This window comes from Pseudomonas multiresinivorans, from assembly GCF_012971725.1.
GTDB classification, from domain to species: domain Bacteria; phylum Pseudomonadota; class Gammaproteobacteria; order Pseudomonadales; family Pseudomonadaceae; genus Pseudomonas; species Pseudomonas multiresinivorans.
This window is the reverse complement of the sequence record NZ_CP048833.1, coordinates 1192216-1208130: the sequence shown is the minus strand read 5'-3', so window position 1 is coordinate 1208130 and position 15915 is coordinate 1192216. Positions and strand designations below refer to the sequence as shown.

The following is a 15915-nucleotide window of genomic DNA, read 5'->3' as shown; positions in this document are numbered from 1 at the left end:
GCTTATTGCGGGTTGGCACGAGTGCTGGAGAGCAGGGAACCGAGGCTGGCGGCCTTCGGTTTCACCAGCCAGAACCGACGCAGGTAGTCGTCGAGGTTCTCCAGCAGATGTGCGCCCCACTCGCTCGCCGTTTCCGCCACGTACTCGACCAGCACCTTGCGCAGGTGGCTGCGCTGGGCTTCCATCGCTTCGCCGCTGATCCGCTGGATTTCCACCAGCTCATGGTTCACGCGGTCGACGAAGGTGTTGTCCAGGTCGAGGACATAGGCGAAGCCGCCGGTCATGCCGGAGCCGAAGTTGTAGCCGGTCTTGCCCAGAACGCAGATGAAACCGCCGGTCATGTATTCGCAGCAGTGGTCACCGGTGCCTTCCACGACGGCATGGGCGCCGGAGTTACGCACGCCGAAACGCTCGCCCGCGGTACCGGCGGCGAACAGCTTGCCGCCAGTGGCGCCGTACAGACAGGTGTTGCCGACGATGGCCGACTCCTGCGACTTGAACGGGCTGCCCTTGGGCGGGGTGACGACCAGCTTGCCGCCGGTCATGCCTTTGCCCACATAGTCGTTGGCGTCGCCTTCCAGGTACAGGTGCAGGCCGCCGGCGTTCCACACGCCGAAGCTCTGGCCAGCAGTGCCCTTGAAGCGGAAGGTGATCGGCGCCTTGGCCATGCCCTGGTTGCCGTGAACCTTGGCGATTTCGCCGGAAATCCGCGCGCCGATGGAACGGTCGCAGTTGCAGATATCCAGCTCGTACTCGCCGCCCTTGGCGCCTTCGATGGCGCCGCGGGCCAGGTCGACCATCTTCTCGGCCAGCAGGCCCTGGTCGAACGGGGGGTTCTTCTCGACTTCGCAGAACTGCGGCTTCTCGGCCGGGATCAGGTCGCTGCCCAGCAGCGGCGTGAGGTCGAGGTTGCCCTGCTTGGGCGTCTCGCCCGGCAGGATTTCCAGCAGGTCGGTGCGGCCGATCAGTTCTTCCAGGCTGCGCACGCCGAGCTTGGCCAGCCATTCACGGGTCTCGCTGGCAATGAAGGTGAAGAAGTTCACCACCATGTCCACGGTGCCAATGAAGTGGTCCTTGCGCAGCTTGTCATTCTGAGTGGCAACGCCGGTGGCGCAGTTGTTCAGGTGGCAGATGCGCAGGTACTTGCAGCCCAGGGCGATCATCGGCGCGGTACCGAAGCCGAAGCTCTCGGCGCCGAGGATGGCGGCCTTGATGACGTCCAGGCCGGTCTTCAGGCCGCCGTCGGTCTGCACGCGAACCTTGCCGCGCAGGTCGTTGCCGCGCAGGGTCTGGTGCGCCTCGGCGAGGCCCAGTTCCCACGGCGAGCCGGCGTACTTGATGGAGGTGATCGGCGAGGCGCCGGTACCGCCGTCGTAGCCGGAGATGGTGATCAGGTCGGCGTAGGCCTTGGCCACGCCAGCGGCGATGGTGCCCACGCCCGGTTCGGACACCAGCTTCACCGAGACCAGCGCCTGCGGGTTGACCTGCTTGAGGTCGAAGATCAGCTGGGCGAGGTCTTCGATGGAATAGATGTCGTGGTGCGGCGGCGGCGAGATCAGGGTCACGCCGGGGACCGCATAGCGCAGGCGGGCGATCAGGCCGTTGACCTTGCCGCCGGGCAGCTGGCCGCCCTCACCGGGCTTGGCGCCCTGGGCCACCTTGATCTGCAGGACTTCGGCATTGACCAGGTATTCCGGGGTCACGCCAAAGCGGCCGGTGGCCACCTGCTTGATCTTCGAGCTTTTCAGCGTGCCGTAGCGCGCCGGGTCTTCGCCACCCTCACCGGAGTTGGAGCGACCGCCCAGGCGGTTCATCGCCTCGGCCAGTGCTTCGTGGGCCTCCGGCGACAGCGCGCCAAGGGAAATACCGGCGGCGTCGAAGCGCTTGAAGATGGACTCCAGCGGCTCGATCTCGTCCAGGCTCAGCGGCTGGTCGACGGTCCTCACCTTGAGCAGGTCGCGCAGCATGGAGACCGGACGGCTGTCCACCAGCCCGGTGTACTCCTTGAACCTGGCGTAGTCGCCCTGCTGCACGGCGGCCTGCAGGGTGTTCACCACGTCCGGGTTGTAGGCATGGTACTCGCCGCCGTAGACGAATTTCAGCAGGCCGCCCTGCTGGATTGCCTTGCGGTTGTTCCAGGCTTCGTTGGCCAGCAGCTTCTGCTCGTTTTCGATGTCGAGGAAGCGCGCGCCCTGGATGCGGCTCGGGGTGCCCGGGAAGCACAGGCCGGTGACTTCGTCGGCCAGGCCGATGGCTTCGAACAGCTGGGCGCCACGGTAGGAGGCGATGGTGGAGATACCCATCTTCGACAGGATCTTCAGCATCCCCTTGGAGATGCCCTTGCGGTAATACTTGAAGACCTCGTAGAGGTCGCCCAGCACTTCGCCGGTGCGGATCAGATCGGCCAGCACCTCGTAGGCGAGGTACGGGTAGACCGCGGACGCACCGAAGCCCACCAGCACCGCGAAGTGGTGCGGGTCACGGGCAGTGGCGGTTTCCACCAGGATGTTGGAGTCGCAACGCAGACCGGTCTGTACCAGACGGTGGTGCACGGCGCCGACGGCCAGGGCCGCATGCACCGGCAGCTTGCCGGGGGCGATCTGACGGTCGGACAGCACCAGCAGCACCTTGCCGGCGCGTACGGCTTCCTCGGCCTGGTCGGCGATGTTGCGCACGGCCGTTTCGAGGCCGACGGACTCGTCGTAGTTCAGGTCGATGTGGTGCAGGTCGAAGCCCGGACGCTCCAGGTTCATCAGGGTCCGCCACTTGGCCGGGGAAATCACCGGGGTGGTCAGGATCGCCTGGTTGGCGTGGTGCGGGGACTCTTCGAAGATGTTCTGCTCGATGCCCAGACAGGTTTCCAGGGACATCACGATCGCTTCGCGCAGCGGGTCGATCGGCGGGTTGGTGACCTGCGCGAAGACCTGGCGGAAGTAGTCGTAGGGCGAACGGATACGTTTGGACAGCACCGCCATCGGGGTGTCATCGCCCATCGAACCGACCGCTTCCTGGCCCTGCTCGGCGAGCGGGCGCAGCACCTGGTCACGCTCCTCGAAGGTGACCTGGAACATCTTCATGTACTGCTTGAGCTGGTCGCCGTCGTAGCTGGCCACGCCCTGGTCATCGTCCAGGGTGGCCTGAATGCGCAGCGCGCTCTGGCGCAGCCACTGCTTGTACGGGTGGCGCGACTTCAGACGGTTGTCGATGTCATCGGTCTGCAGCAGCTGGCCGGTCTCGGTGTCCACCGCGAGGATCTGGCCCGGGCCGACGCGGCCCTTGGCGATGACGTCCTCGGGCTTGTAGTCCCACACGCCGATTTCCGAGGCGAGGGTGATGTAGCCGTTCTTGGTGGTGACCCAGCGCGACGGGCGCAGGCCGTTGCGGTCGAGCAGGCAGACGGCATAGCGGCCGTCGGTCAGCACGACGCCGGCGGGGCCGTCCCACGGCTCCATGTGCAGCGAGTTGAATTCATAGAACGCGCGCAGGTCGGCGTCCATGGTCTCGACGTTCTGCCAGGCCGGCGGAATGATCATGCGCAGGCCACGGAACATGTCCATGCCGCCGGTGACCATCAGCTCGAGCATGTTGTCCATGCTGGAGGAGTCGGAACCCACGCGGTTGACCAGCGGGCCGAGCTCGTCGAGATCGGGCATCCACTCGTTGGCGAACTTGGCGCGACGGGCCTGGGCCCAGTTGCGGTTGCCGGTGATGGTGTTGATCTCGCCGTTGTGCGCCAGCAGGCGGAACGGCTGGGCCAGCGGCCATTTCGGCAGGGTGTTGGTCGAGAAGCGCTGGTGGAAGACGCAGATGGCCGTCTTCAGGCGCTCGTCGGAGAGGTCCGGATAGAAGGCGGCGAGGTCCGCCGGCATCATCAGGCCCTTATAGATGATGGTCTTGTGCGAGAAGCTGCAGATGTAGTGGTCGGCATCCTCGGCGTTGGCCACGGAGGAGCGGCGACGGGAGCTGAACAGCTTGACCGCGAATTCCTGGTCGGACAGGCCTTCACCGCCGATGAACACCTGCTCGATCTGCGGCAGGCGCTCCAGCGCCAGGCGACCCAGGACGCTGGTGTCGATCGGCACCTTGCGCCAGCCGACCAGCTTCAGGCCGGCGCGCTCGATCTCGCGATTCATGTTCGCGCGGGCGGCCTCGGCTTTCACCGGGTCCTGGTTGAAGAAGACCATGCCCACGGCGTACTGGCCGGGCAGCTCGGTCGCGAAGGACTCCTTGGCCACGGCGCGCAGGAACTGGTCGGGCTTCTGGATCAGCAGCCCACAGCCGTCCCCGGTTTTCCCGTCCGCGTTGATCCCACCTCGGTGGGTCATGCAGGTCAGTGCTTCGATGGCGGTTTGCAGAAGTTCGTGGCTTGCCTCGCCCGTCATATGGGCGATCAGACCGAATCCGCAGTTATCCTTGAACGTCTCAGGATGGTACAGACCTGCTTTCATAGGGAACTCTCACCGGCAAAACTTTTATAAATTCCAGGGTCTGCTGACGTTTCGCCATCGCCCTGTTTCGCCGTGCAGGCTCGTTTCCCGCGCACCCTAAAGGCTCGGGCCGCATCTATCGTGCAGCGCCGCTTACGCCCCTGGTTCACCTGGAATGACCGTTCCGCGCGAGTTGCCACGTCTTACCCAACGTAGCGGCGGTTCCGGCCCTGGCCATGACGAAACGTCAGCAGACCCTCTTCAAGCACTTCGCCTGTCTACCCGCTCAAGCGGCGGTTTCCGATAGGCAAAGGGAGGTCATTGTACACACGGGGAAAGCGACGTCACTGAATTTTTTTGACGCACTGCTGACACCCGATGTCGCATTTTTATAAGAATGCGACAAAAGAAACAAGCCAATAAAAAAGCCGAGCCCCAGGCTATGGGGCTCGGCTTTTTCAGTATTGCGACAGTGCGACCTTTCAGCGCGCCCCGGCGATGTCCTGCTGGATGCTGGAGAAGGGGCGAGCCCAGGGCTTGGAGGCCTGGATCTTCGCCGGCAGCTTCTTGATCGCGGCCTGGGCGGCATTGCGGTCAGCGAAGTTGCCGTACGTCACCACATAGAACGGCTTGCCCTGCAGGTTCTTGCGGAAGTAGCGGTAGTCGCCACCGCCCTGCTGGCTGATGAAGGCCTTGGCGCTGGCTTCGGAGCCGGTGCCCAGCACCTGCACGGAGTAGCGCGACCCGGCCTGGGACTGATACCAGCTGCTGCCGCCGGCGCTGCCGCTGGCCGCGGCGGGCTTGCTGGCGGCGGTCGCCGGCTTGGCACTGGCAACGGTGGTGGCAGGTTTTGGCGGTGCCGGCTTGGCAGTCTGGACAGGCTTGGCCGGTGCAGTGGCGGCAGGCTTGGCCGGTTCCGGGCGCGGAGTGGGCGCAGGAGTCGGAGCCGGCTGGATGGCAACCTGCTGCTGGACGGGAGCCGCCGGCACAGGATTGAGCGGCTTCGGACCATTGTTCGCCAGCGGGGTCACCGGCGGCGCGGTGGTGGTCACGGTTGGCGGGATGGCTGCGGACGGCATGGCGCCCTCGTCGGAGTCTTCCTGACCGCCGGCCTGGGCCAAGGGCTCGCGGATCACCGGCTGACTATCACCCACCAGAGGGAGCGGCACCGGCTGATTGGAACCGGCGAACTCGACAGACGGGCTGCCACCCTGAGCATCCGGTTGCGGCGCCGTGCCATTACCCAGCGGCAGCTGCGACGAAGTCTGCGCAGCGGTGTTGCTGGCAGTCTCCGGCTTGGTGGTCTTGCCCTGCATGAACCAGGCAGCGATGACGCCGATGGCGACCACACCGAGGATCGCCAGGTGCTTCTTCGGCAGCTTGAAGCCGGTACCGGCCGCTTTACGCTCGCCGCTGCGATCCGCCAGCATCGCCTCGATCATGGCATCGCGAGCGGTCTGATTGATTGCACCCGGCCAGCCACCGGATTGTTCGTGGATGTCAGCCAGCAGGTCGGCCGAGATCAGCTCGATGCCCTGCCCCGCGCCCTCCAGGCGCTGCGCGAGGTACTCGCGGGTTTCTTCCTCGCTGTAGGGCTGCAGTTCGATGGCGTGGAAGCGCTCCTCGCCTTCGGACAGGACTTCCAGGCGCGACAGCAGCTCGGGCTCGCCGAAAAGGAAGACGTGCAGACGCGCTTCGGAGTTGCCGGCAGCCAGCAGCAGCAGGACTTCGAGGGCGTCGTCGCGCAGTTGCTCGGCGTCGTCCACCAGCAGATAAACGTCCTGCCCGGTGATCGCCAACTGGGCGACCTTGGCGAGGATCGCCTCGATACTGGTCTGGGTGATGCCCAGGCCTTGTGCGAGTTGCCGCAGCAGAGTGGCTTCGTCGGTCACCGAGCGACCGGAAATCACCACACTGGAGACGGCGTCCTTGTTGGTACTGGCCACCAGCGCCTGGCGCAGCAGCGTCTTGCCGCTGCCCAGCGGGCCGGTGACAGCCAGCAGCAGGTGGCTGTAGCGCGCCAGGTGGTGCAGCTGACCCAGTACGGGCTTGCGCTGCGCCGGGAAGAACTTGAAGCCCGGGACCCGCGGTGCGAACGGATCGTGGCTGAACTGGTAGTGGGCCAGGAAGGCCTCATCGGCATGCAAGCTGGACATGGGACCTCAGTGTTCTCCTGCCTGACCGACCAGTGTCTGGTAGTCAGCGCGCAGTGTTTCTTCCAGAATCTCACGGGGGAATTCGGCGGTCACGACCGCGCCCCCCAGCCCTTGGAGCAATACCAGACGCAAACGGCCATCGAGCACTTTCTTGTCGACAGCCATGTGCTCGAGAAAATGCTCGGCGTTCATTTCCTGCGGCGGGACCACCGGCAGCTTCGCCGCGGCAAGCAGGCGGATTCCGCGGTCGAGCTCGGCCTTTGTCAGCCATCCCAGCCGATGCGACATCTCAAGTGCCATCACGGTTCCCGCACCTACTGCTTCACCGTGCAGCCAGACGCCATAACCCATGTGGGTCTCGATGGCGTGGCCGAAGGTATGGCCCAGGTTGAGTGTGGCGCGCACGCCGGTTTCCTTCTCGTCGGCGCCGACCACGCGGGCCTTGGCCGCACAGGAGCGCTCGATGGCTTCGGTCAGGGCGGTGGGCTCCAACGCCAGGAGATTATCCATGTGCGCTTCCAGCCAGGTGAGGAAGGGCTCGTCGCAGATGAAGCCGTACTTGATCACTTCCGCCAGGCCCGCCGACAGCTCGCGCGGCGGCAGAGTCTTCAGGGTTGCGGTATCGATGACCACCGCCTGGGGCTGATAGAAGGCCCCGACCATGTTCTTGCCCAGCGGGTGGTTGATGCCGGTCTTGCCACCGACCGAAGAGTCCACCTGGGACAGCAGGGTGGTCGGCACCTGGATGAAGTCAACACCGCGCTGGTAGCAGGCTGCGGCGAAACCGGTCATGTCGCCGATGACGCCACCGCCCAGGGCGATCAGGGTGGTCTTGCGGTCATGGCGCGCGGTCAGCAGGCCATCGAAGATCAGCTGAAGGGTTTCCCACTGCTTGTAGGCCTCGCCGTCGGGGAGCACGACCGTGGTGATCTTATAGCCGGCCAGGGTCTTCTGCAGTCGATCCAGGTACAGCGGCGCGATGGTTTCGTTGGTGACGATGGCTACCTGGCGGCCGCGAATATGCGGCTCGAAGTAGCGCGGATCGTCCAGCAGCCCTTCACCGATGTAGATCGGGTAGCTGCGATCGGCCAGATCGACGTTGAGTGTGCGCATGAAACCCCCAGGCAAGAAAGGGGACTAGGATACCGCAGATTGCAGCGCCGTTAATGGCGCTCAAGCTCACGCAAACGCTCCAGAATCTCCAGGACGACCAGGCGCGGAGGCCGCTCGTCGGTTTCGATGATCACATCGGCGATTTCGCGATAAAGCGGGTCGCGCATCTGCATGAGATCACGAAGGATCTGGTCTGGATTGGGCTTCTGCAGCAGCGGGCGATTCTTGTCGCGCGCCGTGCGGGAAATCTGCTGCTCGACCGAGGCGTGCAGGTAGATCACCTTGCCGCCGGCCTTGAGGATGAGCCGATTGGCGTCGCGCATCACCGCGCCGCCACCGGTGGCAATGACCATGCCCCCCTCATCGCACAGCTCGGCAAGCATCGCCTGCTCACGCTCGCGGAAGCCCGCCTCGCCCTCGACATCGAATATCCAGGGGATGTTGGCTCCGCAGCGCTGCTCGATTTCTTTATCCGAATCTTTGAAGACGAGGTGAAGCTCTTTGGCGAGAAGACGCCCGATGGTGCTTTTACCAGCCCCCATCGGGCCTACCAGAATCAAATTGGACACGACATTGATCAACGGCCGACTGCAATGGCCTGATTATTCATGATCCGCGGGGTTAGGAAAACCAGCAGCTCGTTCTTGCTGTCGGTTACCGAATCTCGACGGAACAGTCGGCCCAGCACCGGAACGTCACCCAGGAACGGAACCTTGTCCACGGCTTTGGTCTGGGTGTTGGAGAACACGCCACCGATCACGATGGTCTCGCCATCGTTGACCAGCACCTTGGCATTCACTTCGTTCTTCTTGATCGGCGGAACACCATTGAGCGCATTGGCGAAGTCCGGCTCGTCCTTGTTGACCTTCACTTCCATGATGATGCGGTTGTCCGGCGTGATCTGCGGGGTCACTTCCAAGGCAAGCGCGGCCTCCTTGAAGGATACCGAGGTTGCACCACTGGAGCTGGCTTCCTGGTACGGAATCTCAGTGCCCTTCAGAATCTTGGCGGTCTCTTTGTCGGAAGTGACGACCTTCGGCTGGGAAACGATTTCACCATTTCCGCCCTTCTCCATCGCCGACAGCTGCAGGTCCAGAATGGCATTGTTGGACACGAAGCCGATGCCGATGCCAGAAGTGCTGCTGGTTACACCAAGGTCAACCGAAGGCGTGGGAGAATCGTTGGTTGTCGGCAAAGTACAGCCGCCACCACCGAACGGACCGCAGCTGGTGCCGCTATCACCGCCGGTGCCAATGTTTCCGTTCTTGCCCCAACTGGCCCAGTTGCCAAAGGTGAAGGCACCGCCCCAGCGAACCCCAAGGCTTTTGCTGTAGTCGACCGACGCCTCAACGATACGCGCCTCGATCATTACCTGGCGTACCGGAATATCCAGCTGAGCAACGATACGGCGCAGCTCATCCAGTCGATCCTGCGTCTGGTAGGCGATGATGCTGTTGGTACGATCATCTACGGTGATTGATCCACGATTATCACCTTGCGCTGCGGCTGGAGCACCTGGAGCACCCGCACCAGTCACCGAGCTGAACAGTTTGGCGATATCCGATGCCTTGGCGTAGTTGACCTGGATCAGCTCACGGCGCAAGGGGGCCAGTTCGGAAATCTGCTTCTGCGCTTCCAGCTCCTGACGCTCGCGAGCCGCGATTTCGTCAGCCGGCGCAACCAGCAGCACATTGCCGACCTTGCGCTTGTCCAGGCCCTTCGTCTTGAGCACCAGGTCCAGTGCCTGGTCCCAAGGCACATTCTGCAGACGCAGGGTGATGTTGCCCTGCACGGTATCCGATGCCACCAGGTTCAGGTCAGTGAAGTCGGCAATCAACTGCAAGACAGAGCGCACATCGATGTCCTGGAAGTTCAGCGACAGCTTCTCGCCGGTATAGGCAAAGGTGTCTTTCTTGCGCTTCTCGGCATCGTCCTGGGTCAGCGGCTTGATACTGACGGTCATGCGATTGTCGGTCTGATAGACCAGATAGTCATACAGCCCGGTCGGTTCGATCGAGATGCTGGCCTTGTCGCCCGAAGCGGATGCATTGACGAACTGCACCGGCGTGGCGAAGTCCTTCACATCCAGACGAACGCGCAGGTTGTCCGGTAACTGGGTGCGAGGGAAATCCAGACGGATCTTGCCGCCTTGTTCCTGGATATCCGGGCTGACCGTCGGATCGGAGAGATCGATGACGACATTGCCTTCGCCCTGATCGCCGCGCTGGAAATCGACGTTGCGGATTGCCTTGCCGGCCGGAACGTATGGCTTGGCCTGTACAGGCTTGGCAACTGCAGCGGGAGTCGGCGAAGCAGAAGCGTATGAACCGGAAGCAGTACCTGCCCCACCCACCACCACATACAGATTGGCACCTTCGGCGCGCGTGCTGTAAGGCACCAGGGTGGTCAGGTTGACGATCAGCCGGGTACGGTCCTTCGCCTCGACCACGGTCAGGCTGCGTGCATTACCCACACCCAACTCGCGGTTCTTGCTGCCCAGCTTGTTCTGCACGCCCGGCAGATCCAGTGCGATACGCGCAGGCTGCTCGATGGTATAGCCACGCGGCGCGGCCACCGGCTCGTCGAAGCCGAGCTTGAGCTCCACGCGGTCGCCCGGCAGGGCCGCCACGTCAACACTCTGCAGGTTTGCAGCCAGCAGGGTCGGTGCGAATACGGCCGCGAGCACGGAAATGCCCAGGCGGGAAAGCGTTTTATTCATCGTCTGAATCCGTCGTGCAGACTGCTGTTTGTAATCCATGTTCATCCCCGCCCTTAGGAGCGTTCCTTGAGAGTCAGGCTGCGCGGACGTTCCAGCCAGCCACCCTCACCATCAGGAACGATTTCAATCACGTCGATCTTGGCTTCGCTGATCGCAACGATCTTGCCATCGTTACGCCCAAGGTAGTCACCCACCCGCACCCGGTGCACCCCTCCTGCACCTTTGACGAGCGCAAACACCTGACTGTCCTTGCCCAGCGTGCCGACCATTTCGAAGGTCTCGATATTGAAGCCCTCGAGGAACTGCTTGACCCGGGTCTCGTCAGGCTTGATGACCTTGTTGCCCTTCTGCTTGACCGCCAGATCGATCTTCACCGGCGGCTGGAAAGGGCTGCGCAAGGACGCAGCACTGTACGTGAAGGCCTCGTAAGCCTGGAACTTCGGCAGCGGCTCGATGGCACCTTTCGGGCGAGCGCGCACTTCGTCCATGTAGCTCTGCAAGTCGGCAAAGTCGCTTCCCGAGCCACAGCCGTTCAGGGTCAGGAGCAGGAAACTGCAAATGATCAGGCGCCCCCTCATTTCTTCGCTCCTACAGCCGGGACAGTTGCCTTCACGCCCTTGTCGTTGTACCGGTAGGTCTTCGCCAGAATGCTCATGCGCAGCTTCGAGGTGCTGTCCGCGCTCGCCGGCTTGATGTCGAAATCATGCAGCGTCACGATCCGTGGCAGGCTGGCCACACCGCTGACGAAGGTGGCCAGGTCGTGATAGCCACCCACCACACTGATCTGGATCGGCAGCTCGATGTAGAACTGCTGGGTAACTTCCGGCAGCAGCTTGATCTCTTCGAACTCCAGGCCGCTGCCCAAGCCGGTGCGGGTGATGTCTTCCAGCAGCCCAGGCACCTCGGTATCGCTCGGCAGTTGACGCAGCAAGGCACCGAAGGACTCTTCCATCTCCTTCATCTGCACCTTGTAAGCGTCCAGGTTTGCCGCCTGGAAGGCCTTGGTCGAGAACTGCTGCTTGAGGGTCTGCTCTTCCTCGCGATTGCGGTCCAGCTGATCCTGCAGATCCTTCAGGTGAAAGTTGTACCCGAGCGCCAGTACCACAGCCATCACCAGAACGCAGGCGATGAACTTGACCGCTGCCGGCCAGGAGCCGAGGTTGTTCAGGTCAAGATCGTTGATATCGATCTTGCGCAAGCTCTCCAGAGAACTGGCCAGACTCATTTCTTGGCTCCTTGCGCGGCGCTGGTCTTGTTCTGTTCCTCGCCTCCGGGCTGCGTCTGCTGTACGGTCAACTGGAAGACGTTCGCCTGATCCAGCGCGCCCTGGGTGACGGCCTTCACCTCGGTGAGGTTCGGCGACGTCAGCCACTCCGATGCATCCAGGTTACGCATCAGGTTGGAGACGCGATTGTTGGATTCGGCCGCCCCCGCAATGGAAATGGACTTCCCGGACATCTTCAGCTCGGTGAAGAACACGCCATCGGGCAAGGTGCGAACCAGTTGATCAAAGACCCGGCCGATGATCGGGCGGTTGCCCTGCAGGTCCTGGATGATCTTCATCCGTTCCAGCAACTGCTGGCGACGGGTCTTCAGCTCGCTGATCTCCTTGATCCGGGCATCCAGCACGGCGATTTCCTTGCGCAGGAAGTCGTTACGCGCGCTCTGGTTCTCGATTGCCGAATTGAAGTACTGGTCGCCCAGGAAAATCAGAGCCCCGGAAGCCAGCAGCACAGCACCGAGGATCACCAGGAAGCGTTGCTTGCGCTCCTCGCGCAGTTGCTCTCGCCAGGGCAATAAGTTGATGCGTGCCATCAGTCGAAACTCCTCATCGCCAGACCGCAGGCAATCATCAGCGCGGGCGCATCACTGGCCAGCGCACCGGCGTTGACCTTGCCGCTCAGCACCATGTCGGCGAACGGGTTGGCCACCAGGGTCGGAGTACCGATCTTCTGCTGGATCAGGCGATCCAGGTCAGGGATGGACGCAGTGCCACCCGCCAGCAGGATGTAATCCACATCGTTGAACTGACCGGCGGCGAAGAAGAACTGCAAGGAACGGGACACCTGCTGGACCACGGCATCCTTGAACGGTTGCAGCACTTCGCTGTCGTAGTCATCCGGAAGACCGCCCTGCTTCTTGGCAAGGCCCGCTTCCTCGACCGACAGGCCATAGCGACGCTGGATTTCCTCGGTCAACTGGCGCCCACCGAAGAGCTGTTCGCGCGTATAGATAGTGCGACCGTGGTGCAGGACGCTCAGCGTGGTCATGGTGGCGCCGATATCCACCACCGCAACTGTGAGCTCGTCGGCATTGCCGCCCAGCTGGTCTCCCAGCAGACTGAATGCTCGCTCCAGCGCATAGGCTTCGACGTCGACGACCTTGGCCGTCAGACCCGCGAGCGCCAGCGCAGCTTCGCGCACCTCGACGTTTTCCTTGCGGCAAGCAGCAAGAAGAACATCGACGCGCTCTGCGTTGCGCGCAGACGTGCCTTGCACCTCGAAGTCGATCGCGACCTCTTCGAGGGGATAGGGGATGTACTGGTCGGCCTCGATCTTGAGCTGATTCTCCAGCTCGTCGTCCGAGAGTCCGCCGTCCATCTCGATGGTTTTGGTGATGACCGCCGAGCCGGCAACCGCGACCGCAGACGTTTTCACAGCGGTCCGCGCCTTGGCGACCACACGTGACAACGCCTGGCCGACACCCTCCAGCTCAGCGATGTTCTTTTCTACCACTGCATTGGGCGGGAGCGGCTCGACAGCGTAGGCCTCTACCTTGTAGCGGCCTCCAGAGCGGCTCAATTCGAGAAGTTTGACCGAAGTCGAACTGATGTCTATCCCCAGCAGCGTGTTCGCTTTCTTATTGAAGAGCCCTAGCACGACTGATTTCCTATCAGCATCCGAGACTTACGGACGATTTATGTTTTTCCACATTAGATACCAGACTTGACAGCTTCGCAAATGGCTCGCCAGCAAAAAAACTGCTTATAATGTGATCAGCTTTTCCCTTTTTACCGCGCCATCCGCTTAACTCTTTCTTTTCTCTGGAAATCCAAGACCTTCCGATGCGCCTGCTGAAGTTTCTGTGGTGGACTTGCGTCACCATTATTTGTGGAGTGCTGCTCAGTTTCAGCGGCGCCTATCTGTACCTCAGCCCGAACCTCCCTTCCGTGGAGGCCTTGCGCAACGTGCGATTGCAGATGCCGCTGCGCGTGTACAGTGCTGATAACAAATTGATAGCAGAGTTTGGCGAGATGCGCCGAACGCCGATTCGATTTGCTGAAATCCCCCCGGATTTCACCCACGCACTGTTATCGGCTGAAGATGACAATTTCGCCAACCATTATGGCGTGGACGTCAAAAGCCTGATGCGTGCTGCCGCGCAATTATTGAAGACTGGGCACATCCAGACCGGCGGCAGCACCATCACCATGCAGGTCGCGAAGAACTACTTCCTCACCAACGAGCGCAGTTTTTCCCGCAAGATCAACGAGATATTGCTCGCCCTGCAGATCGAGCGCTCGCTCACCAAGGACGAGATCCTCGAGCTCTACGTCAACAAGATCTACCTGGGCAACCGCGCCTACGGCGTGGAAGCCGCCGCTCAGGTCTATTACGGCAAATCCATCAAGGACCTGAGCCTGGCGCAGATGGCGATGATCGCCGGCCTGCCCAAGGCACCGTCGCGTTACAACCCGCTGGCGAATGCCGCGCGCAGCCTGGAACGTCGCAACTGGATTCTCGAGCGCATGCTCAAGCTCGGCTTCATCGACCAGCAGCGCTACCAGGTAGCCATCCAGGAACCGGTCGGCGCGTCCTACCACGTCCAGACTCCGGAGCTGGCCGCCCCCTACATTGCCGAGATGGCACGCGCCGAACTGGTCGGCCGCTTCGGCGGCGACGCCTACACCGAAGGCTATCGCGTCTACACCACCGTACGCAGCGATCTGCAGGAAGACGCCAATACCGCCCTGCGCGAAGGTCTGCAGGATTACGACCAGCGCCACGGCTACCGCGGCCCCGAAACCCGCCTGCCTGGCAAGACCCGCGACGCCTGGCGCCAGGCTATCGCGCAGCAGCGCCCGCTGGGCGGCCTTGAGCCAGCCATCGTCGTCCAGGTCGAGAAAAGCGGTGCCATGGTCATGACCCGCGACGGCAAGGAAGAGGCCCTGAGCTGGGACGGCATGAATTGGGCCCGCCCGTACCTGAGTAACAACAGCATGGGCCGCATGCCCAGCCAGCCCAGCGATGTGGTGCAGGCCGGCGATGTGATTCGCGTGCAACGCAAGGACGACGGCTCGCTGCGCCTGACTCAGGTGCCTGCCGCGCAGAGCGCCCTGGTGTCGCTGAACCCGCAGGACGGCGCGATCATGGCGCTGGTCGGTGGCTTCTCCTTCGAACAGAGCAACTACAACCGCGCCACCCAGGCCCGCCGCCAGCCCGGTTCGAGCTTCAAGCCGTTCATCTACAGCTGCGCACTGGACAACGGCTTCACTGCCGCCTCGCTGATCAACGATGCCCCGGTGGTGTTCTACGACGAGTACCTGGACAAAGTCTGGCGCCCGAAGAACGACACCAATACCTTCCTCGGCCCGATTCCCATGCGCGAAGCGCTCTACAAGTCGCGCAACATGGTCTCGATCCGCATCCTCCAGGCCTTGGGCGTCAACCGCGCGCGCGACTGCATCAGTAAGTTCGGCCTGAACAAGGATGACCTGCCGCCGAACCTGTCCATGGCCCTGGGAACCGCGACCCTGACCCCGATGGAGATCGCCAGCGCCTGGACCGTCTTCGCCAATGGCGGGTTCAAGGTCTCGCCCTATATCGTCCAGCGCATCGAAAGCCGCGACGGCCAGGTGCTGTACCAGGCCAACCCGCCCAGCATTCCCCACGACGGGGAGCAGGTACAGGCGCAGCCGCAACCGGCAGCCACCGACGCCTTCGGCAACGACGACCCGAGCCAGGCCAAGACCGCGATCGAACCGGCCGCAGCCGAACGCGTCCTCGACGCCCGTACCGCGTACATCATGACCAGCATGTTGCAGGACGTGATCAAGCGCGGCACCGGTCGCCGCGCCCTGGCGCTCAAGCGCGACGATCTGGCAGGCAAGACCGGCACCACCAACGAGTCGAAGGACGCCTGGTTCTCCGGCTTCAACGCCGATTTCATGACCACCGTGTGGGTGGGCTTCGACCAGCCGGAAAGCCTCGGCCGCGCCGAATACGGCGGCAACGTTGCCCTGCCGATCTGGATGCGTTACATGGGTGCGGCGCTGAAAGACAAACCGTCGCACGTGCTGCCCGAGCCGCCCGGCCTGGTGAGCCTGCGTATCGACCCGGTCACGGGCCGCGCGGCGCCTCCGGGCACACCAGGCGCGTACTTCGAACTGTTCAAGAACGAGGACACACCTCCTTCAATGAACGAACTGGCACCTGGCAGCTCTCCCGGCAGCGGCATGCCGGCGGACGAAGAAGCGCCGATCGACCTGTTCTGACAGAAA

The 15915-nt window shown here is 62.8% G+C and carries 10 protein-coding genes; 1 reads left to right on the top strand and 9 read right to left on the bottom strand.

Annotation, left to right across the window (positions count from 1 at the left end):
- Window positions 1-2 precede the first annotated feature (2 nt).
- The 9 genes from gltB to G4G71_RS05465 all read right to left on the bottom strand — a co-directional run bounded on the left by gltB (window position 3) and on the right by G4G71_RS05465 (window position 13294).
- A complete protein-coding gene (gltB, locus tag G4G71_RS05505; protein ID WP_169935951.1) occupies window positions 3-4448 on the bottom strand; it encodes a glutamate synthase large subunit in 4446 nt (1481 codons plus the stop codon).
- Window positions 4449-4909: 461 nt separating this feature from the next.
- Window positions 4910-6583: an AAA family ATPase gene (locus G4G71_RS05500; RefSeq protein WP_169935949.1), complete on the bottom strand. Its 1674-nt coding sequence runs from the start codon at window positions 6581-6583 to the stop codon at window positions 4910-4912.
- Window positions 6584-6589: 6 nt separating this feature from the next.
- On the bottom strand, window positions 6590-7696 hold the full coding sequence (aroB, locus tag G4G71_RS05495; protein WP_169935947.1) for a 3-dehydroquinate synthase: 1107 nt from the start codon (window positions 7694-7696) through the stop codon (window positions 6590-6592).
- 50 nt (window positions 7697-7746) lie between these two features.
- Entirely contained in the window at window positions 7747-8238 is a 492-nt protein-coding gene (aroK, locus tag G4G71_RS05490) for a shikimate kinase AroK (protein ID WP_052239087.1), read from the bottom strand.
- Window positions 8239-8273: 35 nt separating this feature from the next.
- On the bottom strand, window positions 8274-10415 hold the full coding sequence (locus G4G71_RS05485) for a type IV pilus secretin PilQ (protein ID WP_169942523.1): 2142 nt from the start codon (window positions 10413-10415) through the stop codon (window positions 8274-8276).
- A 53-nt stretch (window positions 10416-10468) separates the two neighbouring features.
- Window positions 10469-10993, bottom strand: a complete 525-nt coding sequence (pilP, locus tag G4G71_RS05480) for a type 4a pilus biogenesis lipoprotein PilP (RefSeq protein ID WP_169935945.1) — start codon at window positions 10991-10993, stop codon at window positions 10469-10471.
- The gene (pilO, locus tag G4G71_RS05475) at window positions 10990-11640 is read right to left on the bottom strand and encodes a type 4a pilus biogenesis protein PilO (RefSeq protein WP_169935943.1); all 651 of its coding nucleotides are present in this window, start codon (window positions 11638-11640) and stop codon (window positions 10990-10992) included. The genes pilP and pilO overlap by 4 nt, the downstream gene beginning before the upstream one ends.
- A complete protein-coding gene (pilN, locus tag G4G71_RS05470; protein ID WP_169935941.1) occupies window positions 11637-12230 on the bottom strand; it encodes a type 4a pilus biogenesis protein PilN in 594 nt (197 codons plus the stop codon). Before pilN ends, pilO begins: the two co-directional genes overlap by 4 nt.
- The gene (locus G4G71_RS05465) at window positions 12230-13294 is read right to left on the bottom strand and encodes a pilus assembly protein PilM (RefSeq protein ID WP_024764148.1); all 1065 of its coding nucleotides are present in this window, start codon (window positions 13292-13294) and stop codon (window positions 12230-12232) included. The genes pilN and G4G71_RS05465 overlap by 1 nt, the downstream gene beginning before the upstream one ends.
- Before the next feature lie 185 nt (window positions 13295-13479).
- Between G4G71_RS05465 and G4G71_RS05460 the strand changes: the two genes are divergently transcribed.
- On the top strand, window positions 13480-15909 hold the full coding sequence (locus G4G71_RS05460; protein WP_169935939.1) for a penicillin-binding protein 1A: 2430 nt from the start codon (window positions 13480-13482) through the stop codon (window positions 15907-15909).
- Window positions 15910-15915: the final 6 nt, after the last annotated feature.